Here is a 21877-nt window from a genome sequence, read left to right as displayed (position 1 = left end):
TTCTACGCTGCCGTGCGCTGTCCGTATCCGAGCCGGCTGTTGAGATCTTCAAGGAGCTTCTCCGCGGCATCGGCGATGACGGTGCCGGGCGGGAAGATCGCCGAGGCGCCGGCCGCGATCAGCGCGTCGAAATCCTGCGGCGGGATGACGCCGCCGACGACGATCATGATGTCGGGTCGGCCGGCCTTGGCGAGCGCGGCCTTGAGCTCCGGCACCAGCGTCAGGTGACCCGCTGCGAGCGAGGAGACGCCGACGATGTGGACGTCGTTCTCAACCGCCTGCCGCGCCGCCTCGTCCGGCGTCGCGAAGAGCGGGCCGATATCGACATCGAAGCCGAGATCGGCAAAGGCCGACGCGATGACCTTCTGGCCGCGGTCGTGCCCGTCCTGCCCCATCTTGGCGACGAGGATGCGCGGCCGGCGCCCATCCGCCTCCTCGAAGGCATCGCACATCAGCTGCACGCGCGTCACGGCGGGGTTCATCTGGCCCACCTCCCGCTTGTAGACGCCTGAGATCGCCTTGATCTCGGCCCGGTGGCGCCCGAAGACCTGCTCCATCGCCAGCGAGATCTCGCCGACTGTCGCCTTGGCACGCGCCGCCTTGACCGCGAGGTCGAGCAAGTTGGCGTTGCCCGCCGCGCCATTGGTCAGCGCGGTCAGCGCAGCCTGAACGTCGGTCTCGTCGCGTTCGGCCTTGAGACGCTTCAGCTTGTCGAGCTGCTGGGCGCGCACCGAGGCGTTGTCGACCTTCAGCACGTCGATCGAAGCCTCGTTCTCGGGCTTGAAGCAGTTGACGCCGATGATCTTCTGCAGCCCACCATCGATGCGAGCCTGCGTCTTGGCCGCGGCCTCCTCGATGCGCAGCTTCGGGATGCCGGCCTCGATTGATCCGCCCCCGCCGAGAGGTCCGGGTTGAATGTTAGTGTGGGGTTGGCCTCGGCGCCAGCGCGGTCGGCGTAGCCGGTCTGGATAGCGCAGCCGCCCGCGCGGTCATGGCGGGCACGAAGACCTCCGGAGCCGGGGGCTTGTATCCGAGCGAACCGTGGGGGCGGACGGTGTTGAAGTGGCGACGCCAGCTTTCGATGACGATCCTGGCCTCGGCCAAGGTGTAGAAGATTTCGCCGTCGAGAAGTTCGTCGCGGAGCCTGGCATTGAACGACTCGATGAAACCGTTCTCCCAGGGACTGCCGGGCGCGATGTAGGCGGTCTTCGCGCCAACCGCGCCGATCCAGGCCTGCACGGCCTTGGCGACGAATTCGGGGCCGTTACCTGACCGAACATGCTCCGGCACGCCGCGCAGGATGAACAGGTCCGAGAGCACGTCGATGACGTCGATAGCCTTCAACCTGCGATCGATCCGGATCGTCAGGCATTCATGCGTGAACTCGTCGATGATGTTCAACATCCGGTATCTTCTCCCGTCATGGGTGCGGTCCTCGACAAAGTCGTAGGACCAGACATGGTTCGGCCGCCCGGCGCGCAGGCGGATGCAGGATCCGTCCGCAAGCCAGAGGCGGCTGCGCTTGGGTTAAGCTAACCCGGCCTTCTTTTCGAACTCGACCGGGCTGATGTAGCCGATGGTCGAATGCCTGCGAACAGCGTTGTAGAACCGCTCAATGTAATCGAACACGTCGGCACGAGCATCGTCGCGTGTTCGGTAGATCCTGCCTCCGATCCGCTCGGTTTTGAGCGAGGAGAAGAAGCTTTCCATCGCGGCATTGTCCCAGACGTTGCCCAAGCGGCTCATCGAGCAGGTGACGCCGTTGTCGGTCATGAGCTTCTGGAACTGCTCGCTGGCATACTGGCTGCCCTGGTCCGAATGGTGCAGCAGGGCATCCGGCTTTCCCCGGCGCCAGATCGCCATCATCAGCGCATCGGTCACGAGCCCGGCGGTCATCTCGGCCTTCATCGACCAGCCCACCACCCGGCGGGAGAAGAGGTCGATGACGGCTGCAACGTAAAGCCAACCCTCCGCAGTCCAGATGTAGGTAAAGTCGGCGATCCAGCGCTGGTTCGGGTGCTCGGCGCGGAACTCCCGGGCGAGCGTGTTCGGCGCGATGGCCGATCGCTGGCCCTCATCCCTGGGCAGGCTGCGCCGACGCGGCCTGGCGCGCAAAGCCTGGGCACGCATCAGCCTCTCGATGCGATGCAGGCCGCAATCGATGCCTTCCGCCAGCACGTCCCGCCAGACACGCCTGGCACCATAGGTCCGATCCGAACCAAGGAAGCTTGCCCGGACCCTGTTGCCGATCTCCTCGTCGTCGCCTGCTCGACGGCTCGGTGACCGGTTGAGCCAGGCATGGAAGCCCGAGCGCGACACGTCCAGCGCTTCGCAAAGCCACGCCACAGGCCAGATCCCCCGGTGCTTCGCAATGAGCGTGAACCTCATGTCACGTCCTTCGCGAAGTAGGCTGCGGCCTTTTTTAGGATATCGCGCTCCGCCTTGAGCTTGGCCACCTCGCGCCGCAGCTTCTCGATCTCAAGCTGCTCCGGCTTCATCTGGCCGTGGCCGGGAAAGGCTTGCGCTGGATCGGCAGAAAAGAGCTTCACCCATTTGCGCAACTGGTTCTCATGTACATCCAGGTCCCGAGACGCCTGCGCCACACTCACTCCGCGATCCTTGATCAGGCGAACCGCCTCGATCTTGAACTCACGCCCAAATTGCCTTCGTCGCATACCCCACCTCCGGTTTCATGAAACACCCAATCTCGGTGTCCACGAAACCGGCAGCAGGCCACTTCGCCGGCTCAGACGGCGGCGGCGAGCACTGGGCCGTCATCGTCTCGCTGATGGAAACCTGCAAGCTCAACGCCATCGACCCGCAAGCCTATCTCGGCGACGTCATCGCCCGCATCGTCGCCGGTCACCCTCAGAACCAGATCGACGACCTGCTGCCCTGGGCCTACGCGCCCCAGCCGCTCAAGGCCGTGGCCTGAAAACAGCGGTTACTCTATGCCGACGATCTGGATACGACGAACGAGGCAGATCGCATTGATCGGAACGAGCTGCCGATTGTGTGAGCGAGACAATTGCACTCAGCGTGCATTTCCACCGGCTGGAAGGTCAATTTGCGTCGATCACGATAACAGGTTTGTAGTGCCTTACAGCTTGCGAACGCAGCGGACCGATTAAAACGCTGGCGATTGGTCATTCGCGGCCGGCGTCTGACTGGCAGTTCGTTAGCTTGGACCGAAGCCGCGGCAGGTCGCTCGATCGAGCTTATGTGTCGTGTGAAGCTCGCCGCACTTTTTGTGTTCTCGTCAGCTCGTGAGGTAGGCTCATAGGGAGCTAGCCCCCCTGAGCGGCATACCCAATTCCCATCCTGTCTACGTTTATTGCAACGAATTAAGCAAAGCTAATATCATAAGAAAGGACGCCGATGTCGCGTAGGCTGCACCTAATACCAATATATCTTTCCTTTCGAGCCTATGGTCGAAATCAACGCGTGATTTCATTGAATACTGAGTAGCATAAGGGAGTGAATCTCCCCAACAAATACCGTCGGCTCGCCAAATTGCATCCCAGCTCAGCAACAGATCGGCCCGCCTCATGATCAATCTCCTAGCAAGGCAGAAGTTTCTACTTATTGGCTGTCCCGACTTAAGTGAACGGCGCGACTAACCATCTGAAAATCGATCTCCTCTTTCTGGACTTGTGGTAGCTAGCGCGGTGACAGTGCTGGCCGGTGAGTTAGCCGACGACCTATGGACTTCGTCGCCTATCGTCACGGCGCCCTCTCGTTTTGAGGAGCGCCTCGGTTAGCGGTATCTGCCCGTTCGCTGACTGGACAAGCTGCGAAGGTCATTCTGGGACGCTGAGGATCGATCACCGACAAGGGCAAGTTCGCACTTTTACCCTCGCCGTCAGAAGCTTCGTCCCGGGCTGGCAAGCGCATTCTTCGTTCACGAATTCGGAAGCAGAGAGCGCACATTCAATTCACGGTACCAGCGTGATATGCACGGCTTCGCGACCGTCGCTCATCTCGCGTCCAAGCGTGCGGACGGCATCAGTAACGCGATCCAGCGAAAACGTATGAGAGCAAAGCGGCTGAAGCTTGCTGCCTTCATCACGTATCATTGCAATTGCCATTTCAGTGGACTCCCAACCTGCACTCAAGACGCCGATTAGCTGGATCTCCCGCAGCGCAACCTTGTCGACGGGGAAATCATTTAGCTTGTTCGAACCTTTGAGGCCTGCGAGCACCAGACGCCCGCCCCGCTTGAGCATATCTATCCCCTGCAGTATCGGGGCCACAGCACCCGACGAGACGTCCAGGACGACATCAGCACCGGCGCCAAGAGTGAGTTCGGACACACGCTCGACGGGATTTTCCTCCTCGACATTGATGATGGCCGTCGCGCCGAGGGTAATCGCGAGCTGCAGCCGGCCTGCATCCGCTTTCGTTCCGGTCACGATGATTTTGGCAGCGCCTGCTTTCCGCGCTGCCACAACCGCGAGAAGACCGCGTTGGCCGGGCCCCTCGATCACGACCGTCTTTCCGAGCCCCGCTTGTCCGACCTCGTAAATCCACCGGATCGCATTCGATAGAGGGTTGACCAAAGTCATGAGATCGGTCGGGATATCCGCGGGCAGCTTATGAACCATCGTCCGCGGGTGCAAATACACGTGCGAAGCATATCCGCCCCATAAAGACGGAGCTCGCTTAGTTCCCTGATACAGTCCGTAGCCCAGGTCGGACTGGCAGCGCGTGTAGGCGCCCTTTACGCAATCCTCGCAATGCCCGCATGGGATGATCGGCTCGATTGCCACGCGATCACCTTCGACAACGTTCCAGCGCTTCGACGCGCTAGGGCCGATGCTCTCGATGAAACCCATGATCTCATGCCCTGGAATGATAGGCATGCCATCAGCGAAATCATTGAAAGCTCCAAGCCACTGCTCGTAGTCGGTGCCGCATAGGCCGCAAGCCTCAACGCGCAGGATGGCGTCGTCTTCACCGACTTCGGGAAGGGAAAATTCGCGAAATTGGAGATCTTTGGGACCTTCAAGGACTGCTGCTAGCGCTTTCACCATTGTCAATCTCCAACGAAATAGTGCTATCGGACGGGCCGCTACGACCGCAAAGGTTAGGTCAGTCCTGTCTCACCGAACGGTCGATCGCTGAGCATCGCCCTCTTCGCGTCACGCAGATCGCGAGGACTATTGAAGGCCGCCGCGGCGGTTAGACGCGAGCCGTCGACGAAATACTGAATGAAACGCCCGGACCGGGGATCACCCTTCGACAAGACCTTGTCAGAAGCGGAGGGAATGCCAACGAGTTGGAAGTTTAGATCGTATTGATCAGACCAGAACCAGGGCAGATCGCGGTGGGCGACGTCATCGCCGAGCATCACTTTTGCTGCTACGATTCCCTGATTTTGCGCATTCTGCCAGGACTCGAACCGCATCATTCGCCCACCGGGTCCGGCGGGATGCCTGGCCACATCGCCGGCGGCAAATATTGTCGGGTCGGACGAGCGCGTCGCCTCGTTCACCACGATGCCGTTGTCGACCTCGAGTCCGCAGCCGACAGCAAGTTCGACATTGGGCTCGACTCCGATACCGATCACGGCGATCGAGATGTCCAGCGAGCTTCCGTCGTCGAATGCCACTCGCTCGACGCGCCCGGCTCCCTCAAACGAGGTCGGCCGTGCATTGAGGCGAATGTCCACGCCGCGCGCGACATGCATGGCGTGGAAATATGCAGCGGACTCCTTGGGCAGCGACCGCCCGCATAGCTGCTCACCTGCCTCGACCAAGGTGACCTTCACGCCCATCGAGACGGCGGCGGCTGCAACCTCAAGTCCGATCCAGCCCCCGCCGACGACGAGCAGGCGACCCGCGGATTGGAGAGATTGCCGAATGCTCAGGCTGTCCGCGATCGTCCTCAGATAATGGATGCCGCCAAGATCCACACCGGGGCAACTCAGCTTTCGCGGCCGCGCGCCTGTCGCCAAGAGCAGGCGATCATACGCGACGTGACTGCCATCGAAACGGAGGATTTCCCGCTTGGAACGATCGATTTGAACGACCCGCGCACCAAGCTGGAGGTCGATGTCCAACTCCTTCAGCTTCTCGGCCGGCCACAGGAAAAGGCTGGTGGGCACTTCCCCCGACAACAGCACCGCTTTCGAAAGCGGAGGTCGCTCATGGGGCAGATGCTCCTCTTCGCCCAGAAGGACGATCCGGCCGGCGAACCCACGATCGCGAAGGGTCTTCGCCGCCCAGCCGCCGGCCTGACCGCCTCCGACGATGACATATTGGTGCGGAGCGTTGCCCATGATCAGACGTCAACCAGGATCTCGACGCCCTCAACCTTCACCGGATAGGTTTTCAGATCCGCATCCGCCGGAGGACCGAGGCACTTGCCCGTTGGTATGTGAAACATCGCCCCATGTAGAGGACACTCGACCGTGTCCCCCTCGACGAAGCCATCCGTCATCAACGCGTAGGCATGTGGACAGATATTGTCCAATGCATAGTAATTCGCGTCGACCTGAAAAAGCGCGAATTGCCTTTCCCCGATTGTAAAGGGGAATGGCGAATCCGGCGATACCCGTGCGGTTGTTGCTACGATCTGCCACGTCATCTTCTAACGATCCGATCAATTGGCTACTTGACGTGGTGCGATGAGCCTGTCGTTGAACCGTTCCAGAAACGCGTTGACCTCGCTCTGCTCGGCAACAATGTCCAGCGGCTCGACATTGTATGCGCTGCCGTCTTCGATCGCTTCCCGGAACCTGGCGAGAGCGGCATCGGTCTCCATCGCTAGGAGAACGCGCCGACGCATGCGTACGATCACGATGTCGGCAGCGACCAGGAACTCCTGACTGCGATTGGTGATGCGTCCGTCCGTTCCTTCAATCGCAAGCATCGTCTCCTGCATGGCACGGTCCTGATCGTTCAGACCGAGAATACCGCTCGGGCTCGCCAGCGTTTCATCGCCACGGTTGATCAGATAATCATTTGCGACGGTGCGAACCGGGATCCACGTATCGATGATCGACCCGGTGTTGAGCTTGTAAGGCTTGTAGTTGCTTTCCGGCGGGAAGACCAAGCCTTTTGCTTGCATGTCCAACAGCGCTTGCGGCAAGGGGCCCTTTAGATCGTAATTGAAGTCCCAAGTGTAACAGTTGTAATCGTCGATCGGTATGTAGCCGCGACCTCCTACCGGGAAGTTGGCCGATGGGATGGAGCTGTAGGCGGGCAGCATGAACTGGCTGACGCGCCAGTAAAAATTAGCGTCCGCATTTCGACGCGCAATCCCCAGGACGCCGATCGACGTGTCCTTTGCAAATATCTTCGGGGATAGATCCTTCGACGAATAATGCTGGTGAACAGGCGAAGTGGCCATCGTCGCGGGATTGGTGTGAAGGATCGACACATGCGAGCTGTCGAGCTCGCCCTCGATCCCCTGCAGCCAATTGGATTCCTGCAGCCAGACCGTCGCGTTGCGCTGCTCTTTCGGCAGATCCATCCACGGGAACTTCGGCAAGGCGGGCGGCTCGCCTTCGCCCATGTAGATCCAGATGATGTCGGCCTTCTCGACGCACTGATAGGCTTTGATCTTGACCTTGGCGCAGATCGTCTTGTCCGTTTCGTTCAGCATTTCGCGGCATTGACCGGTCTTGTCGTAGAGCCAGCCGTGATACGAGCAACGAACGCCTTCATTTTCGATCTGGCCGTAGTAGAGCGGCGCCAGACGGTGCGCACAGGTCGCCTGCACGATGCCGAGTTCACCGTTTCCGCTCCGGAATGCCAGAAGCTCTTCGCCGAGTAGCTTGATGCGGACAGGCGCGCAGCCCGGCGTGGGAAGCTGTGAAGCCAGCAATGCCGGCAGCCAAACGGACCGGAAAAGCGCGCCGGTCTTCGTTCCAGGTCCGGTTTTCGAGAGAACGTCGATGCGATCCGCAAGTGCCATGGGTTGGTTCCTCTTCTATCTCAGAGTGCCAGGAAGCCGCCATCGACCGGCAGGGCCACGCCTGTGACGAAGCTCGCCAGCGGCGACGCCAGGAAGACCACCGGCCCGGCGATCTCTTCCGGTTGCCCAAAACGCTTCATCGGCGTGTGTGCCGTGACAAATGCGACGCGATCCGGATTGGCGCGCGAACCTGCCGTCTGGGCCGTCTCGATGAAGCCGGGGGCAACGCAATTCACGCGGATGCCGAATGGCGCGAAATCGACGGCGAGCCCCTTCGTCAGCATCAGGACGGCGCCCTTGCTGGTGACATACGCGCTCGTCTCGTTCGGTGCGGCCGTGAAGGAGTTGATCGAAGCCGTATTCACGATACAGCCCTTGGTGCGCTTGAGCTGATCGAGAAACGCCGTGATCCCGTGCATCACGCCGTCGACATTGACGGCCATGATTTCGTTCCAGCTCTCAACGTAGTTCGGCGAACCGATCGCGGCCCGGCGATGCACACCCGCGTTATTGATCAGGATCGCCGCATCTCCCGAAATCTCCGCAACCATCTCGGCGACTTTTGTTGCTTCTTCGACTTTCGAGACATCCCATTGGACATGCCACGCAGTACCGCCGAATTCAGTGATGCTCTTGGCCGTGTTCGCAGCCTGTTCAGCGTTAACGTCCGCGGCCCAGACGCGCGCGCCTGCTTTAGCCAGGGCCAGCGCAATAGCCTTGCCGATGCCCTGGCCCGCGCCGGTCACGACAGCAACCTGCCCATCCAAAAGCGCCTTACCGTCGAGATACATGTCCAGTCACCTTCTTGATCGGCCCGGCAGCCTGTTGGTTCAGAGCGTCAACCACCGATGACGGATCTCTTCGCCCTCGGAGCGGAATGTTTCGACATCGACCGTCTCGACGATTTTGCCCTTGGACATGACGAGAACGCGGTCGGCGACGTTTTCGGTGAGAGCCAGGTTCTGCTCGACGAGGAGAACCGCGACGCCCTCGGCGGTGAGAAGGCGAATGACGTCGGCAATCTGGTCGACGACCTTGGGAGCCAGCCCCTGCGTCGGCTCGTCCAGCATAAGCACCTTCGCATCAGTCACTAGAGCGCGCGCGATCGCCAGCATCTGCTGCTCTCCGCCCGAGAGAGCCTTGCCCAGATTCTTGGCGCGCTCCCGTAGGTTCGGGAAGAGTTCCAGAAGCCGGTCCTCCGTCCAGGTCCGCGGCGGACGTCGCTGTCCGACGCGGAGGTTCTCGATGACTGTCAACTGTGGGAAGATCTGACGGCCTTCGGGAACGTATCCGATACCGGCGCGCACCATGTGGTGGACGTCCCGGCCCGTCAGTTCCTCGTCGCCGAGGAAGACCTTGCCAGCCTTCAGCGGGAGGATGCCGAGCATTGCCTTCAACGACGTCGTCTTGCCGACGCCGTTGCGTCCGATGATTGCGGTCACCTCACCCGACGGAGCATCCAGATCGACCCCGAAGAGAACCCGACCCGTACCATACCCCGCTTCCAGTCCCCTAGTCCGCAACATGGCTGGCTCCGAGATAAGCTTGCTGCACGGCGCGGTCGGCTTTTACGTCCGCCGGCGCTCCATCGGCGATCTTTTTACCGCGATCCAGAACGACGATCCGATGAGCGAGACCGAACACAACCTCCAGATCGTGCTCGACGAGCAGCACGGCCATGTCGTTGCCCTTCAGCAATTCCTTGAGCAGATCGACCGTGCCCCGGGTCTCGTCGACCGACATGCCCTGCGTGGGCTCGTCGAGAAGAAGAAGCTTGGGCTGCGTCGCAAGAGCGACGGCGATCTCGAGGAGGCGCTGGTCGCCGTGAGACAGGAACCCAGCCAAGGAGCTGGCCCGATCCTGCAGTCGCACGCGCGCGAGCCATCTATGGGCCTCGGCGGTCGTTTCCTGGAGCAGCTTGCCCGAAAACCAGGGATTGACTCGGCCTGCTCCACGAGACTGAACGGCCAGGCGGACGTTCTCCAGAACCGTAAGCTCGGGAAAGAGCGCAGTGATCTGATACGTCCGGCCCAGACCTCGACGCGTCAAGGCCGAAGCCGGCAGATGTTCGACCCTCTGACCATCGAACGTCACTGTCCCCGCGCTTTTGATCAACATGCCAGCGATGAGATTGAACAGCGTGGTCTTGCCGGCCCCGTTCGGTCCGATCAGCGCGACGACTTCACCCGCACTGACGCAGATATCGACATCGCTTACCGCGACCAGCGCACCCCATTTCTTCGTCAAACCCGAACACTCAAGAAGTGGCACGGTTCACCCCCACTCGCTCGGCCTTGCGCGCCGCAAACATGGCTACGATGCTGTCCTTGATGCCCCACAAGCCCTTCGGCGCCACCACGACCACCGCGATGAACAGCAGCCCCATCACCAGTGGCCAGCTGTCCGTCACCGCACTCAGTTCATGGCCGGCAATGATGATGAAGGCGGCACCGAGCATCGGCCCGACGATACTGCCGGCGCCACCCAGCATCACGGCGATGATGATGTGTCCAGACAGCATCCAGTGCAGGATTTCCGGCGAGACGAAAAGCAGGAAGCCCGAGTGGAGCGCACCGGCGACGCCGCCGACGGTGTTGGAGGTCACGAAGGCTGCCAGACGCAACTTGCGCGGCTCATAACCTATTGCAATCGCTCGATTTTCGTTCTCACGGACGGCGACGATCGCAGTTCCCATCGGGGATCGTACGAAGCCGATGGCGAGCAGCGCCAACCCGACGACCACGGCCAACGTGAACAGATAGAAGGATGCGTTCGAATCCAGCGCGGGCAATCCCAATGGGCCAGCGTTCCTCGCGAGTCCGGCTATGCCGTCGGAGCCTCCGGTGAGGCTGTTCCACTTGTAGACCACCGCATAAGCGAGCTGGGCGAACGCCAGCGTGAGCATCGAAAAAGCGACGCCGCCGACCCGCGTGCACAACCATCCGATCGGAATGGCGTATGCGAAGACAGCACCCGTCGCGATCAGGACGGCCACCGGGAAGGAGAAGTGTCCACTCTGCAAGGCGAAAGCGCAGACATAAGCACCGATGCCATAAGACGCGGCATGGCCGAACGAAAACATCCTCGCATAACCGATCTGAAGATTCAGGCTCATCGCAAGCAATGCGAAGATCAGAACTTCGGTCAGCAGCTTGACCTGAAAACCCGGCAGGAACAGCGGGGCTAGCGCCAGAAGCGCAACGACCGGCAACGCGTATCTCATCACTCCTGCTCCCCGAAGAGTCCGCCCGGCCGGCAAAGCAAGACAGCGATCATGATGAAGTAGGGCGTGACGAGCGCCAGGTCTGGAATGAAGAAGTTTCCGAACGTCTGCGTCAGCGCGACAAGCAGACTGCCGGCCGTCGCGCCGATAAAGCTTCCCATTCCGCCGATCATCACGATGACGAATGAGTCGATGATCGCGGCGTTGCCCATGCCGATATAGCCGGTTATCAACGGAACGGCGAGGTAGCCGCCCAATCCCGCGAAAGCACATCCGACCGCGAAGGTCACGGAGCGTATCGATTGAACGTCGATGCCCAGCGCGTGCGTCATCTCGGCGTTCTGCGAGATCGCCCTGACGAGGAGGCCAAGCCGCGTGCGCAGGAAGACAAATGTCAGTGCGCCGACGACGATCACGCCGAACACGATGAGGAAAAGCCGGTATGCCGGGTAGGCCTCGTCGCTCAGCCAGACCACGCCCGAAAGGAAATCCGGCAGGCCGACATCTCTTGTATTAGGACCCCAGACGAGGCGGATGGCCTCAGTCAGAACGAGGCTCAGACCGAAGGTAATTAGGAGAAATGCGCCGCCATCGCGGCGATAAAGTCGCCTTAGCAACGCGTATTCGAACATCAATCCGAGAGCGCCGGCGGCAAGCGGAGCCGCCAGCAATCCGATCCAGAAATTATCGACCAGTCGCGCGGCCGATATGCCTGTATACGCTCCAAACATGTAGAGCGCGCCATGGGCGAAATTCATGATGCGCATAATGCCGAAGATCAGCGTCAGACCCAGCGTAATCATCGCCAAGAGAGAGGCCAACGCAAGCGTATTCAGCGACAAGTTAAGCCAAAGATACCAGCTCATCCGAAATCCCTTAAAATCCTAGCGCGACGACGCGCTGATATCTAAAAGAAGACGTCAGAAAGTATCTTTTCGGCATCCAGGCATGATCGCATCCGGGGCGAACGCCTTGATGATCTTAGCCACCGGATAGCCGACCTTGTCGTCTCTTTCCATGCGACCCATGAAGACCTGATTCTCAGCCTGGTTGTCGCAGGCCCGCAGTACCATCTTGCCCTTGACGCCATCGATCTGGAGCCCGGTAAGCGCCGCGCGAACAGCCTCCGTCTCCGTCGAGTTCGAGCGACGGATGGCTTCGGCGAGCAGCTGGAGCGCCTGCCATTGCTCGCCTTCCCATGTATCGGGAATATCCTTGTACTCCGCCTTGAATAGCTCGACGAACTCGACATTGGCCGGCGTGTCATATGCAAAATTGTATTGCGTCACACCGTGCAGCCCCAGCGCGGCATCTCCGAGCGGCTTGACATTGAGTAGATCCAAGACCTCGGTTACGAGCGTCATGCGATCGGCGAGACGGTATTGCGCGGCCTGCTTGAGAAAGGCGGTTGCATCCTCGCCGCTCATGGCGATGTAGAGCACATCCGGGTTGGCCTCTCGGATCCTAGCGATGTAGCTCGAATAATCTTTCGTTCCGAGCGGCGAGAGGACGTTTCCGACAGTTTGCCTCTTGAGATCCGAGATCAGTTTTTCGAACGTTGCGACGCTGCTCTTTCCCCATGCATAGTCCTGAGCAATTGAGAAGAAGCGCTTGCCGTTGGATTCAGCCAGCCACAGTGCGATGGCCCTGGCGCGCATCGGTCCCGAGGTGCAGGAGCGGAACGCGTTCGGCACATACCCGGCGGCCGTGATCGGACCGGCGCCACTGATCGTGCAGACGTATAGGGCCTTCCAGTCGTTGAGCCGCGGCATGATCGCCAACGATTCAGGGCTCGAAATGACGCCCGAGATCAGATTGACGCCCCGTCCCTCGATGAGCTCGCCGGTCTTGCGAACGCAGGTGGCAGGATCGCCCTGCGTGTCTTCGTATAGGAACTCGACCGGACGACCGATGATGCCGCCCTTCGCGTTGATGGTCTTCGCAAAAAGACGGCAAGAACGCTGGATCTGCGAGCCCAACGCCGCCCAGTTTCCGGTGATGCCGGTCGGCACACCGATGCGAATGGGATTGGCCTGCGCGAACGAAGGCCTGACAACCGCGGGCAGGATACCGGCGGCACCAACAGTAGCTGCATTGGACAAGAACGACCTGCGAGTAGTCGACATCGAACGCTCCCCTTTTTAGGGCCGGACTTGTGCCAGCCGCATTTTTTATATGTCCGGCATATATGTATGTCAAATGGATTAGTTAGCAACACTATTAGGCGTTGCGGTCTTGTCAATGCCTAAATTGTGGGCCGATGCCCCGGCGCAGAGTTGAAAGCGACACGCGAGGCGATCGGCGGGATGACTGCTGCTCGGCATGCCGAAAATTGCAGCTTGTTTGATGGCTAGGAAGTGTGGACAGGGTGATGAACCAATGCCGCCCACGGAGCGTGAAGGTGCAACGCTTGATGTGGGCACCGTCTGGGATCGGCCGATGCAGATGCACCTTCAAGCCGCCGATGATCGGCTTGAACAGCAGCTTCCCCTCGCACAGGCGGATCCCTTTCCACTCGCCAAAGCCGAAGCTACTCCAGCGACCCACGCTGCAGAACCGGGGAAAGCCAACCTTCTGCCCACGCTTCACGCGGCCGAAGACGCCGGTCATGGCGTCTTCGACGCGGGCGATCGACCAGCGCGACAGGCTCACCGGCATGTCGCTGTAGCCAACATCCTTCTTTGCGGATCTTGGTCATGGACTTCTTCTGATCGATCTTGCTGATCGACTTGCCGGACTTGTGCCAGGCCTCGATCCGCTCCTGGAGCGCCCCGTTGTACAGGAGCCTCTGGGCCTCACGGAGCCGAGCGAGCGACGCGTACTGCGGCTTCGTTGGCTTGAGCTTGTAGCGATAGCTCAGGATCATAGCCTGCAGGCATGTTCTTGTAACGTTCTAGTCGAACGTCGCCCGGCCGGCCGGCCGTCAAGCCCCGTCAACCTCCGAAGCGGAATAGCCCTTCTTCTCTTCCTTTGCGAAGCAAGGAGTTTTGTGGGCGAAAGCTCAGATATCGACGCCCCGCTTTCACAGGCCGTCGATCTGGTGAACCTCGTCTAGGCACGCGGCAACGGTTCTTTCGCCGATGTTTTCGGCAGCGCCGGCGGGCCGACCGTGTCTCACCGAAGCCGCGTCGGTCTGGGGTCTGATTTGCAGATGATAAACGGCAAATTACCTCACTTGAAAAAGCTATATAACGACTCTAGCCTCTTGGCCTTCAAGAGCGGAGGGGACTATGATGCGTTTCGGACTCGGAATAATTGCATGCTTACTGACGCTCGCCGGCGCTGACGCCATCGCAGAAGATAAATTTCCAAGTCGGCCGATAAAGATCGTTGTCCCCTACGCCGCCGGTGGTCTGGCCGATACGATCTCTCGGGTCCTGACGGAAAGAATGGCTCGCGATCTCGGCGGACAGTTTGTTATTGAGAGCAGACCTGGCGCGAACGGTACCGTGGCAAGTGCGGCGGTCGCGCGTGCGGAGCCTGATGGGTATACGCTACTCATTACAGTGGAAGGGCACGCCACAAATCCAAGCTTTTTCGATCGCCTCAGCTACGATGCAATCAAAGACTTTGCACCCGTCGGGTTCATCGGCAAGTCTCCAATGCTGCTGGCCGTTCACCCTTCTGTGCCGGCCAGGTCTGTCCAAGAATACATCAGCCTCGCCAAGTCGGAACCTAACTTGCTCACGTACGGGTCGATTGGCTTTGGGAGCGCCAGTCACCTCGCGGGGGAGGTTCTAAGGACGGGAGCCGACATTTCGATCAGACATATACCCTTTCGTGGCGGCGCACCCGCCCTGAACGATCTGATCGCGGGCCATATCAAAAGTATGTTCGTCTCGCCTATTATTGGTCTTCAGCACTTTCAGAGCGGTGCACTCATCCCGCTGGCGATCGCGGCTCCGGAACGCTCCGACCTTTTACCAAACGTGCCCACGATGGCAGAGGCCGGTTTTGCGCTCGATGCCAGCTATTGGTTCGGGCTGCTCGCGCCGGCAGGCACGCCCGCGCCAGTGCTGAGTAAACTGGAAGGCGCACTGTCCGAGGCTCTTAAGGACCCCGGCACGCGGCATCGGCTAACTCAGATGGGTGCGATAGTGGACTATAAGGACGGGAAAGAGTTTGGCCGTTTCATCGCTGCGGAATCAGAATTCTGGGGGAAATTCGTACGCACCCACAACATCAAATCCCAGTAGGCACCATCCACTGCCGAGAATATCCAGCAACGCTGTGACTGCTCCCGGAAAGGATCTTGAGTGGCAATGCCGCAGTGATCGACGTTTCGACACCAGCGGGCAGCTAACCATCGGCGCAACCCTATTGGGTTGGCAACTGTGACTGGACCGCCGAGTTGCACGGTCACCCCAACGATTTCCGGCTTGCCGCTATCGCTGGCGGCAAGCGCCTCGTCCGTCCTCGATCGCGCCGGGAAGAGCAGCTGCGGGTGGCTCAGCAAGCGGTGGCGCGCTACAAGCGCGGCTCGAAGCGCCGGCGGAAGATTCGGGCCCGCCTGGCCACGGTCCAGCGCCATATCACCAACGCCCGCAACACCCATCTTCACCAGATTTCCGTGGTGACGTTGCCCCTCCGAGATAATCCAGTTTGAAATTCGTTCTGGCCCATTGAGAGGACCAGGACATGAGGCGCAGCCGCTTCACGGAAGAGCAGATCATCGGGATACTGAAAGAGCACGAGGCCGGAATCCCGGTCTCGGACCTGTGCCGCAAGCACGGGGTCAGCGACGCGAGCATCTACAAGTGGAAGGCCCGCTTCGGCGGGATGGACGTATCCGAGGCCAAGCGGCTGAAGGCGCTTGAGGACGAGAATGCCAAGCTGAAGCGCATGTTCGCCGACGCGATGCTGGACAACGTCGCGCTGAAGGATCTCTTGGGAAAGAAGTGGTGACGCCCGCTGCCGAGCGGAGAGCTGTCGCCCACCTCATGGGCACCCATGGGATGAGCGAACGGCGGGCGTGTAAAGCCACCGGCTTTTGCCGCATGACCATGAGATACAAAACCACACGCGAGGATGACGCCTCGCTGCGCGAGCGCATGAAGGCCATCGCCCGGGAACGGCGACGGTTCGGTTACAGGCGCCTGTCCGGCAGGAAGCTGGGCTCAACCCGTCGCTGCTCGATGCAGCGCCTGGGCGTCTGATCCGATGCTGACCTACAAGCCTGAAAGAGCCGGTGGGATGTGGTCAGGGTCGATCCGCGTCGCACCTCGCTGGAATGCTCCAGCTGCGGTGAAATCGTGGAAAAGGCACTCTTCGAACGTCGCCGTTTGCGGCTGCTGCGGACTCTCGCTGCAGCGCGACCAAAACGCGGCGATCAATATTTTGAATCGCGGCTTGGTCGCGATCCGGCGGGCTAAACCGCCGGGAGGAAGCACCAAGTCAAACCGGCGTGGAATCGGAACCGCGGTCGCCAAAGCAGCCTAGCTGCCGAACTTCCCGTAGCCTGCATCGGAGAATCTTCCTCCAATGCGGGATAGCCAGCGCAAGCCGCGTAGACGACGCGGAAGTTAGCCGCCTGCCTTCGGCGCCCGGCCTAATCTTGGTAAGCGATGCTCTCGCTGAATCGTGTGAGCAGCGGAGCAATCGGCAGTTCACGCTCCTCTTGGATATGTCCTGCAAGCCCCGCGCAACGGCCGACCGCGGCAACGGCACGCATCCCCGCCGTCGGAAAATCAATCTCATGAAGCACGGCAGCCAACGCGCCCGTCGCATTGAGCGGGATGCTGCGCTGTGCATCGGCATTAACGGCCGCACTCAATGTTTTGACCAGGCTGATATAGTCGCCCTTAACGCCGGCATCCTGCGCAACTTGGAAGATTCTAGCAGAGCGCGGATCGACTTCCTTATAGGCTTGGTGGCCGAAACCTGGAATCCGACGCTTCTGTTTCCTAAAGTCTTGGACGAGTTGCTGAGCCCATTCCATCTTGTCGCCTTCGGCCGCCATTCCCTCCTCGAGGATGCGACCTGCGCCGGTCATGGTGCCGACAAACCGATTGCCGACCATTAGCAGTCCGGCCGCCAGAGCGATCTGGTCGTCTTCTCGGTTCGAATCGGCGACGAGCCGCGCAACGAGTGCGCTCGGCGTTAGCCCATGGTCCATGAGAAGGAGGAGCGCTGCGTCGAACACCTTCGCCTGCATATTGGTCGGGCGACGGCCCGTCACGACGAGATAGAACCCTTCGGTAAAAGTCATCTCGCCGATGATCTCGGTCAAGGTATCATGCCCTCGCAACCGAAGCCGCTCGGCATCGTTTGGGTGCGTACCGATTCTTGTTTCAGCCATCTGACCAACCCCGATTTAGATATTCTGCCGCGGTCCTTCGAGCTATTTGCCGCTGCTCAACAAAGCGATCTGTTCGTCCGAGTATCCGAGCGTCGCCAGGACCTCCGCCGAGTGCTCGCCCAGATCGGGCGCGGCATTCAAAGGCTGATCGGCGCGGCTGCCATCGTAGCGGACCGGTCGGCGGATCATGGTCTGTGTCCCATGAGACGGGTGCGAGACGTCAACGAACGTCTCAAGATGGCGGACCTGGGGGTCGTCCATCACTTCTTGGAGCGTCAAAATCGCAGCATGGGGCACATCGTTTTCGACGAGGCGCTCGATCCAGTAATCGCGCGTCCGCAACTTGGCCGCCTTGTTAAGTTCGACATTCAACTGCTCGTAGTTTTCCATTCGCCCAACTCGATCGGCAAAGCGCGCATCGGTTCCGAGGTCGGGACGCTCGAATGCCTTTTGAGTTCCAACCCAGAACTTTGTCGGGGAGGACATATGAATGGCAAGAAGCTTGTCGTCTGCACACCGCAGCGCGTAAGACTGGGATGCCCGCACCCGCATCAGCGGCTCCGGTGCAACACCCGCCATTGTGTAGTTGGCGAAAGGATCGCTGATAAACGCAATCGCCGACTCCAGCATGTTGACCTGGATCGTCCGAGCCGAGCCAGTTCTCTCGCGCTCGAACAGCGCGCCGAGGATGGCGTGGCTAGCGTACATACCTGTCAGGTTATCCACCACCGATGGCCCGGTTATCTGAGCGTCCGCCCCTAGCATGAGCCCCGAGATGCCGCTGATGGCCTGGCCGACTGCATCGTATGCGGGCCTGTCAGCATAGGGCCCATCATCGCCGAAACCTGTAATCGAGCAGGTGATGAGGCGGGGATTTTTCTGTCTGAGAATCTCGATGCCAAGCCCCAACCGCTCCATGACACCCGAACGAAAATTGTCGAGGAGGACATCGGCCGTCTGGACCAACTTCAGGAACGCTTCTTGTCCCGCCTGGCTCTTAAGGTTGAGAGTGACGCTTCGCTTGTTGCGGTTGTAGGTACAGAAATAGGGACTGTAATTTCCGCCGCGGAACGAGCGAAACGCGTCGCCATCCGGCGGATTCTCAACCTTGATGACGTCCGCCCCGAGATCCGCGAGCATGGTTCCTGCGAGCGGGCCGGTGATCATCGCCGTGAGCTCGACAATTCGGACGCCCGCGAGCGGGCCCTTCTCTTCTGTTTTCATAGCACTTGGCACCGGCTGGCTTTGACAGTGACGATTTTTTGATGTTAGTTAGGTCAACTACCTTTGTCTAGAGATATATTTTTCGCCGAGGAAGGACCGCGAGATGCCCCTTTTATCGACACGCGTTCGAATTGACCTCGACGATTCCTATGAGGATTTTATGGGCGGCTACTTGGCGGTCCCCGAGGTGGAGACGCGCGGGGGCCTGATAGTTCTGCAAGAGATATTCGGCGTTACCGACGCGATGCGAGCGATCGCCATCGATTTTGCAAACCAGGGCTATCTGACCTTGGTGCCCGACATCTTCTGGCGCATCGAGCGAAACCTCGAACTCGGCAACGGGGAGGACCCAGTCCAAAGGCAGAGAGCCGTTGATGTAACGGCGCGCTTCGATGAGGCGCTGGGAACGACCGACATCGCGAGAAGCATGGATTGGCTCGTCGAATGGGGCGGATTGCGGCAGCGCCCCGCTGTTCTAGGCTTCTGCCTGGGCGGTCGGCTTGCCGTGCAGGTTTCGGCAGTAGCAGAGCCTCCGTGCGCGGTGTCCATGTATGGCGTCAAGCTCAACTCGCTCGCCACTGAAATCGGCCGCACGCCCTGCCCGCTTCAATTTCACTTTGGCGAGAATGACAATCACAATCCAATGCCCACGATATTAGAAGTTAAGCAACTTGTAGAACAACGCGAACGGTCATCCGATGAGTTCTACACATATCCGGCTGCGGAACACGCGTTCTACAATCGGTTTCGGACAGACCGCTTTGATGAAGCGTCCCATCAGCTCGCCCGGGCGCGAGTTTTGGAGTTCCTGGAGCGCCACGTGCCTCCACCACAGTACTGACACGCCACGCGTCATCGGTCTCAGGTCATCCGCCGCGTTTCGACTTTCCAAAGCAAGTCGCGAGCCGTTGCTAGTTTCGGTTCCGCGTATCTAGGATCAAGAACCCATGCACGCACTTAAGGGCAAATCGGTATTGATAACGGGTGCCGGGCAAGGGATTGGCCGATCGTTGGCTCTTGGATTGGCCGACGCTGGTGCAAGCTTGATCATCGTCGATATTGATGCCGGCACTTTGACGGAGACAGCGGCCCAAGCCAAAGCCCGCGGCGCACTCGTTCTAGCGAAGACCATGGACGTGACCGACGCCCGCGCAGCCAATGAGTTGCGCGACGAGGCGCAACGCCTCCTCGGCGGTGTCGATGCTGTTGTAAACAATGCAGCCATCGGCGCCGAAAGCATTTCGCCTCGCTATTTGACAGAGCCGGTGAAATTCTGGGAAGTCCGCGACGAGCTCTGGCTCTCAATGCTGCGGGTCAACGTCTTCGGACCGCAGCTTATTTCGAGGATTTTTGTGGAGGGCATGATCCAGAAGGGATGGGGCCGTATCGTCAATATCACCACCAGCCTCGACACAATGTATCGGCAAGGCCTTGGCGGCTACGGACCTTGCAAAGCTGCGCTCGAAGCTGCGACCAGGATTATGGCGCAAGACCTTCATGGCACGGGCGTCACGGCCAACGTCCTAGTGCCGGGCGGCCCGGTCAATACTCGAATGGTCTCCCCCGAAAATGGATTCAGCAGGGATCAACTCATTCAGCCAGAGCAGATGTGTTCCCCGCTGACTTGGTTTTGTTCGAATGAATCCGATGGCATCAACGGGACTCGCGTGGTCGCCAAAAAATGGAACATCGAACTTCCCCTCGAACGCCGCCTAGCCGAAGCAGCTGCCCCGGTTGCTTGGCCGCAACTCGGTGCCCAGTCGGCTTACCCGATTAGCATCGGGTAAGTCGTCGAGAAATTGACGACGGGATACGCTGGCTACTTGAGCCATCGGCCGACGAGGCCTACCCCTTGGGGACAGACTGCGACAAGTCGCAGGCCCCAATAAAGTCGCCTATATCTTGGCGCCGACGTAAAACATCAAAATTGATAGCGCGCTCTCTCTTTCTTCGCTGGTCAGCTGGCCAGCGAAGTAATCGACGTGATACTTCACCTTTTCATCGATTGCGTCGACCAGCTCCCTGCCTTGGCTGGTGATGGCAACATAGGTGATCCGCTGGTCCTGCTTATCGCGCGCCCGCGAAACTAGTCCCTTCTCGAATAGCGCCCGCACTAGGCTTGATGCGAACGCAGGGGCTATATCGAGCCGATTGGCAATTTGATTGACCTGCAATTGCATCGAAGGGCTACCGTAGATCTGGATCAGGGCTTGATGCGCGAGCGGGTCAAGGCCGTATTCCTTGGCCTGATCCTCCACGATGCGAAATGCTTTGCGCAAGACATAACGCGCTTCCGCCACGCCGGTAAAATAGGTATGTTTATCGTCCGTCTCGCGCGATTTCTGGGCAGCGTCGCCCTTACGACGTAGCCTTGCTAAGTCGATATGCTCAGGAGACGAACTAGCACCTGCCACCACACGAGGCAGCTGGTTTTCAGGAAGTTTTGCCTTATTGGCCGTGCTCATAGGCAGTTTCGGTTCTCATTATGGCGGTTGCAGGCGCCGGGAATGACGGTCCACGATGGGACCTACAGATTAATAATATAACACATATTTAGTGCCCATGTGCTGGCCGTCAATGACCCAAGCACACGCCGATCGATAGCCGCTCCCGCCGCCGATGTCCAAACCTCGTCCCGGCCGGAAGGAGCGGGATTTTCTGCCCGGTCCGCAAGGCCGTCGTCAGACGATCTCCGGGCTTGTCCGTGGAGGCCTCCCTCTCCGACTCGCCGCCACAGGCCGCGTTCCGGCCCAAAAATGTCTCTAGCGGTAGGTCCACCGCCTGGCACTCGCGTTCTCGCGAGCGGTCCCCCCGCGCCCGGCGCTACGCGCTGATCGTGGTCGAGATTTGACTGAAAACATGATCAGGTCGGCGACCGGTACGGTTGAAGAGCGTGGCACGAATGTCCATCAGAAAGCCGGTCTCTACCGGTCGATGTTCGATGCAGCGTAACCACAACACGGCGATCTTTGAATCGCGGCTTGGCCGCCATTGAACGGGCTCAACCGCCTGGAAGAAGCGCTGGGTCAAACCGGCGTGGAACCGGAACGGCGGTGGCCGAAGGGACTAGCTGCCGGGGTTCCAGTAGACCCGCATCAAAGGATCTACCTCCACTGCGGTCGCCGCGAAATGGCAGCAGACCGCGACGGGTAGAGATTTAACTACAAAACAGACATAAAAATGTATATGCTAACTTGATGAAGGTGGTGGGT

19 protein-coding genes and 5 pseudogenes are annotated in these 21877 nt (G+C 59.8%); 6 read left to right on the top strand and 18 right to left on the bottom strand.

Annotated features, from left to right (window positions below; translation table 11 throughout):
• Positions 1-2 precede the first annotated feature (2 nt).
• The 3 genes and pseudogenes from ACQKLX_RS21075 to ACQKLX_RS21065 form a co-directional block, all read right to left on the bottom strand.
• A pseudogene (locus ACQKLX_RS21075) lies at positions 3-989 on the bottom strand (methylmalonyl-CoA mutase family protein); the annotation flags it as partial.
• Positions 919-1527 (bottom strand): annotated as a pseudogene (locus tag ACQKLX_RS21070) (integrase core domain-containing protein); the annotation flags it as partial. The pseudogenes ACQKLX_RS21075 and ACQKLX_RS21070, both read right to left, overlap by 71 nt.
• Positions 1528-2675 (bottom strand): IS3 family transposase gene (locus ACQKLX_RS21065; protein WP_427363517.1). Its coding sequence is split into 2 segments (ribosomal slippage): positions 1528-2426 and positions 2426-2675, totalling 1149 coding nucleotides; the frame shifts between segments, so codons are not numbered across the junction.
• A 62-nt stretch (positions 2676-2737) separates the two neighbouring features.
• Here ACQKLX_RS21065 and ACQKLX_RS21060 point away from each other — a divergent pair.
• Positions 2738-2935: pseudogene (locus ACQKLX_RS21060) on the top strand (transposase domain-containing protein); the annotation flags it as partial.
• A gap of 16 nt (positions 2936-2951) precedes the next feature.
• Entirely contained in the window at positions 2952-3131 is a 180-nt protein-coding gene (locus ACQKLX_RS21055) for a short-chain fatty acyl-CoA regulator family protein (protein WP_427363516.1), read from the top strand.
• Positions 3132-3935: 804 nt separating this feature from the next.
• On the opposite strand, the gene ACQKLX_RS21050 is transcribed toward ACQKLX_RS21055, so the two are convergent.
• From ACQKLX_RS21050 to ACQKLX_RS20995, 12 genes and pseudogenes are all read right to left on the bottom strand, one after another.
• The gene (locus ACQKLX_RS21050) at positions 3936-5033 is read right to left on the bottom strand and encodes a zinc-dependent alcohol dehydrogenase (RefSeq protein ID WP_427363515.1); all 1098 of its coding nucleotides are present in this window, start codon (positions 5031-5033) and stop codon (positions 3936-3938) included.
• A gap of 53 nt (positions 5034-5086) precedes the next feature.
• Complete coding sequence (locus tag ACQKLX_RS21045; RefSeq protein ID WP_427363514.1) at positions 5087-6280, bottom strand: NAD(P)/FAD-dependent oxidoreductase; 1194 nt, start codon at positions 6278-6280, stop codon at positions 5087-5089.
• 2 nt (positions 6281-6282) lie between these two features.
• A complete protein-coding gene (locus ACQKLX_RS21040) occupies positions 6283-6588 on the bottom strand; it encodes a non-heme iron oxygenase ferredoxin subunit (RefSeq protein WP_427363513.1) in 306 nt (101 codons plus the stop codon).
• A gap of 15 nt (positions 6589-6603) precedes the next feature.
• A complete protein-coding gene (locus tag ACQKLX_RS21035; RefSeq protein ID WP_427363512.1) occupies positions 6604-7920 on the bottom strand; it encodes a Rieske 2Fe-2S domain-containing protein in 1317 nt (438 codons plus the stop codon).
• 20 nt (positions 7921-7940) lie between these two features.
• Entirely contained in the window at positions 7941-8711 is a 771-nt protein-coding gene (locus ACQKLX_RS21030) for an SDR family NAD(P)-dependent oxidoreductase (RefSeq protein WP_427363511.1), read from the bottom strand.
• Between the two features lie 39 nt (positions 8712-8750).
• Positions 8751-9446: an ABC transporter ATP-binding protein gene (locus tag ACQKLX_RS21025; protein ID WP_427363510.1), complete on the bottom strand. Its 696-nt coding sequence runs from the start codon at positions 9444-9446 to the stop codon at positions 8751-8753.
• Positions 9433-10167, bottom strand: coding sequence for an ABC transporter ATP-binding protein (locus tag ACQKLX_RS21020; protein WP_427363509.1), 735 nt, complete (start codon positions 10165-10167; stop codon positions 9433-9435). Before ACQKLX_RS21020 ends, ACQKLX_RS21025 begins: the two co-directional genes overlap by 14 nt.
• 10 nt (positions 10168-10177) lie before the next feature.
• Positions 10178-11143 (bottom strand): branched-chain amino acid ABC transporter permease, encoded by a 966-nt coding sequence (locus tag ACQKLX_RS21015; RefSeq protein ID WP_427363508.1) that lies wholly within the window; start codon positions 11141-11143, stop codon positions 10178-10180.
• On the bottom strand, positions 11143-12009 hold the full coding sequence (locus ACQKLX_RS21010) for a branched-chain amino acid ABC transporter permease (protein ID WP_427363507.1): 867 nt from the start codon (positions 12007-12009) through the stop codon (positions 11143-11145). The genes ACQKLX_RS21015 and ACQKLX_RS21010 overlap by 1 nt, the downstream gene beginning before the upstream one ends.
• Before the next feature lie 54 nt (positions 12010-12063).
• Positions 12064-13269 carry an ABC transporter substrate-binding protein gene (locus ACQKLX_RS21005; RefSeq protein WP_427363506.1) on the bottom strand — a complete coding sequence of 402 codons (1206 nt, stop codon included), beginning with the start codon at positions 13267-13269 and terminating at the stop codon, positions 12064-12066.
• A gap of 112 nt (positions 13270-13381) precedes the next feature.
• Positions 13382-13801 (bottom strand): hypothetical protein, encoded by a 420-nt coding sequence (locus tag ACQKLX_RS21000; RefSeq protein WP_427363631.1) that lies wholly within the window; start codon positions 13799-13801, stop codon positions 13382-13384.
• Positions 13802-13883: 82 nt separating this feature from the next.
• Positions 13884-14009, bottom strand: a pseudogene (locus ACQKLX_RS20995) (helix-turn-helix domain-containing protein); the annotation flags it as partial.
• Positions 14010-14373: 364 nt separating this feature from the next.
• On the opposite strand from ACQKLX_RS20995, the gene ACQKLX_RS20990 reads away from it, so the two are divergent.
• Together ACQKLX_RS20990 and ACQKLX_RS20985 are read left to right on the top strand one after the other, a co-directional pair.
• Positions 14374-15339: a Bug family tripartite tricarboxylate transporter substrate binding protein gene (locus tag ACQKLX_RS20990; protein ID WP_427363505.1), complete on the top strand. Its 966-nt coding sequence runs from the start codon at positions 14374-14376 to the stop codon at positions 15337-15339.
• A 442-nt stretch (positions 15340-15781) separates the two neighbouring features.
• Positions 15782-16242 (top strand): annotated as a pseudogene (locus ACQKLX_RS20985) (transposase); the annotation flags it as partial.
• 449 nt (positions 16243-16691) lie between these two features.
• On the opposite strand, the gene ACQKLX_RS20980 reads toward ACQKLX_RS20985, so the two are convergent.
• Both ACQKLX_RS20980 and ACQKLX_RS20975 read right to left on the bottom strand, forming a co-directional pair.
• Positions 16692-17441 (bottom strand): citryl-CoA lyase, encoded by a 750-nt coding sequence (locus ACQKLX_RS20980; protein WP_427363504.1) that lies wholly within the window; start codon positions 17439-17441, stop codon positions 16692-16694.
• A 42-nt stretch (positions 17442-17483) separates the two neighbouring features.
• The gene (locus ACQKLX_RS20975) at positions 17484-18665 is read right to left on the bottom strand and encodes a CaiB/BaiF CoA transferase family protein (RefSeq protein ID WP_427363503.1); all 1182 of its coding nucleotides are present in this window, start codon (positions 18663-18665) and stop codon (positions 17484-17486) included.
• 103 nt (positions 18666-18768) lie between these two features.
• Between ACQKLX_RS20975 and ACQKLX_RS20970 the strand changes: the two genes are divergently transcribed.
• Both ACQKLX_RS20970 and ACQKLX_RS20965 read left to right on the top strand, forming a co-directional pair.
• On the top strand, positions 18769-19506 hold the full coding sequence (locus ACQKLX_RS20970) for a dienelactone hydrolase family protein (RefSeq protein ID WP_427363502.1): 738 nt from the start codon (positions 18769-18771) through the stop codon (positions 19504-19506).
• A gap of 106 nt (positions 19507-19612) precedes the next feature.
• Positions 19613-20452 carry an SDR family NAD(P)-dependent oxidoreductase gene (locus ACQKLX_RS20965; RefSeq protein ID WP_427363501.1) on the top strand — a complete coding sequence of 280 codons (840 nt, stop codon included), beginning with the start codon at positions 19613-19615 and terminating at the stop codon, positions 20450-20452.
• Between the two features lie 108 nt (positions 20453-20560).
• Here ACQKLX_RS20965 and ACQKLX_RS20960 read toward each other — a convergent pair whose 3' ends face one another.
• Positions 20561-21130, bottom strand: coding sequence for a MarR family winged helix-turn-helix transcriptional regulator (locus ACQKLX_RS20960; protein WP_427363500.1), 570 nt, complete (start codon positions 21128-21130; stop codon positions 20561-20563).
• Positions 21131-21877 lie beyond the last annotated feature (747 nt).

The organism is Allobosea sp. NPDC003192 (assembly GCF_050275675.1).
In the GTDB taxonomy this organism is placed as follows: Bacteria; Pseudomonadota; Alphaproteobacteria; order Rhizobiales; family Beijerinckiaceae; genus Allobosea.
Note: the sequence above shows the minus strand (reverse complement) of the source record. Positions and strands in the feature narration are given on the sequence as shown.

Bases quoted from the DNA above. Each gene is read 5' to 3' on its own strand.
- ACQKLX_RS21055 (WP_427363516.1), top strand. From the start codon at position 2,952: ATGCCGACGATCTGGATACGACGAACGAGGCAGATCGCATTGATCGGA.
- ACQKLX_RS21050 (WP_427363515.1), bottom strand. From the start codon at position 5,033: ATGGTGAAAGCGCTAGCAGCAGTCCTTGAAGGTCCCAAAGATCTCCAA.
- ACQKLX_RS21045 (WP_427363514.1), bottom strand. From the start codon at position 6,280: ATGGGCAACGCTCCGCACCAATATGTCATCGTCGGAGGCGGTCAGGCC.
- ACQKLX_RS21040 (WP_427363513.1), bottom strand. From the start codon at position 6,588: ATGACGTGGCAGATCGTAGCAACAACCGCACGGGTATCGCCGGATTCG.
- ACQKLX_RS21035 (WP_427363512.1), bottom strand. From the start codon at position 7,920: ATGGCACTTGCGGATCGCATCGACGTTCTCTCGAAAACCGGACCTGGA.
- ACQKLX_RS21030 (WP_427363511.1), bottom strand. From the start codon at position 8,711: ATGTATCTCGACGGTAAGGCGCTTTTGGATGGGCAGGTTGCTGTCGTG.
- ACQKLX_RS21025 (WP_427363510.1), bottom strand. From the start codon at position 9,446: ATGTTGCGGACTAGGGGACTGGAAGCGGGGTATGGTACGGGTCGGGTT.
- ACQKLX_RS21015 (WP_427363508.1), bottom strand. From the start codon at position 11,143: ATGAGATACGCGTTGCCGGTCGTTGCGCTTCTGGCGCTAGCCCCGCTG.
- ACQKLX_RS21010 (WP_427363507.1), bottom strand. From the start codon at position 12,009: ATGAGCTGGTATCTTTGGCTTAACTTGTCGCTGAATACGCTTGCGTTG.
- ACQKLX_RS21005 (WP_427363506.1), bottom strand. From the start codon at position 13,269: ATGTCGACTACTCGCAGGTCGTTCTTGTCCAATGCAGCTACTGTTGGT.
- ACQKLX_RS21000 (WP_427363631.1), bottom strand. From the start codon at position 13,801: ATGCCGGTGAGCCTGTCGCGCTGGTCGATCGCCCGCGTCGAAGACGCC.
- ACQKLX_RS20990 (WP_427363505.1), top strand. From the start codon at position 14,374: ATGATGCGTTTCGGACTCGGAATAATTGCATGCTTACTGACGCTCGCC.
- ACQKLX_RS20980 (WP_427363504.1), bottom strand. From the start codon at position 17,441: ATGGCTGAAACAAGAATCGGTACGCACCCAAACGATGCCGAGCGGCTT.
- ACQKLX_RS20975 (WP_427363503.1), bottom strand. From the start codon at position 18,665: ATGAAAACAGAAGAGAAGGGCCCGCTCGCGGGCGTCCGAATTGTCGAG.
- ACQKLX_RS20970 (WP_427363502.1), top strand. From the start codon at position 18,769: ATGCCCCTTTTATCGACACGCGTTCGAATTGACCTCGACGATTCCTAT.
- ACQKLX_RS20965 (WP_427363501.1), top strand. From the start codon at position 19,613: ATGCACGCACTTAAGGGCAAATCGGTATTGATAACGGGTGCCGGGCAA.
- ACQKLX_RS20960 (WP_427363500.1), bottom strand. From the start codon at position 21,130: ATGAGCACGGCCAATAAGGCAAAACTTCCTGAAAACCAGCTGCCTCGT.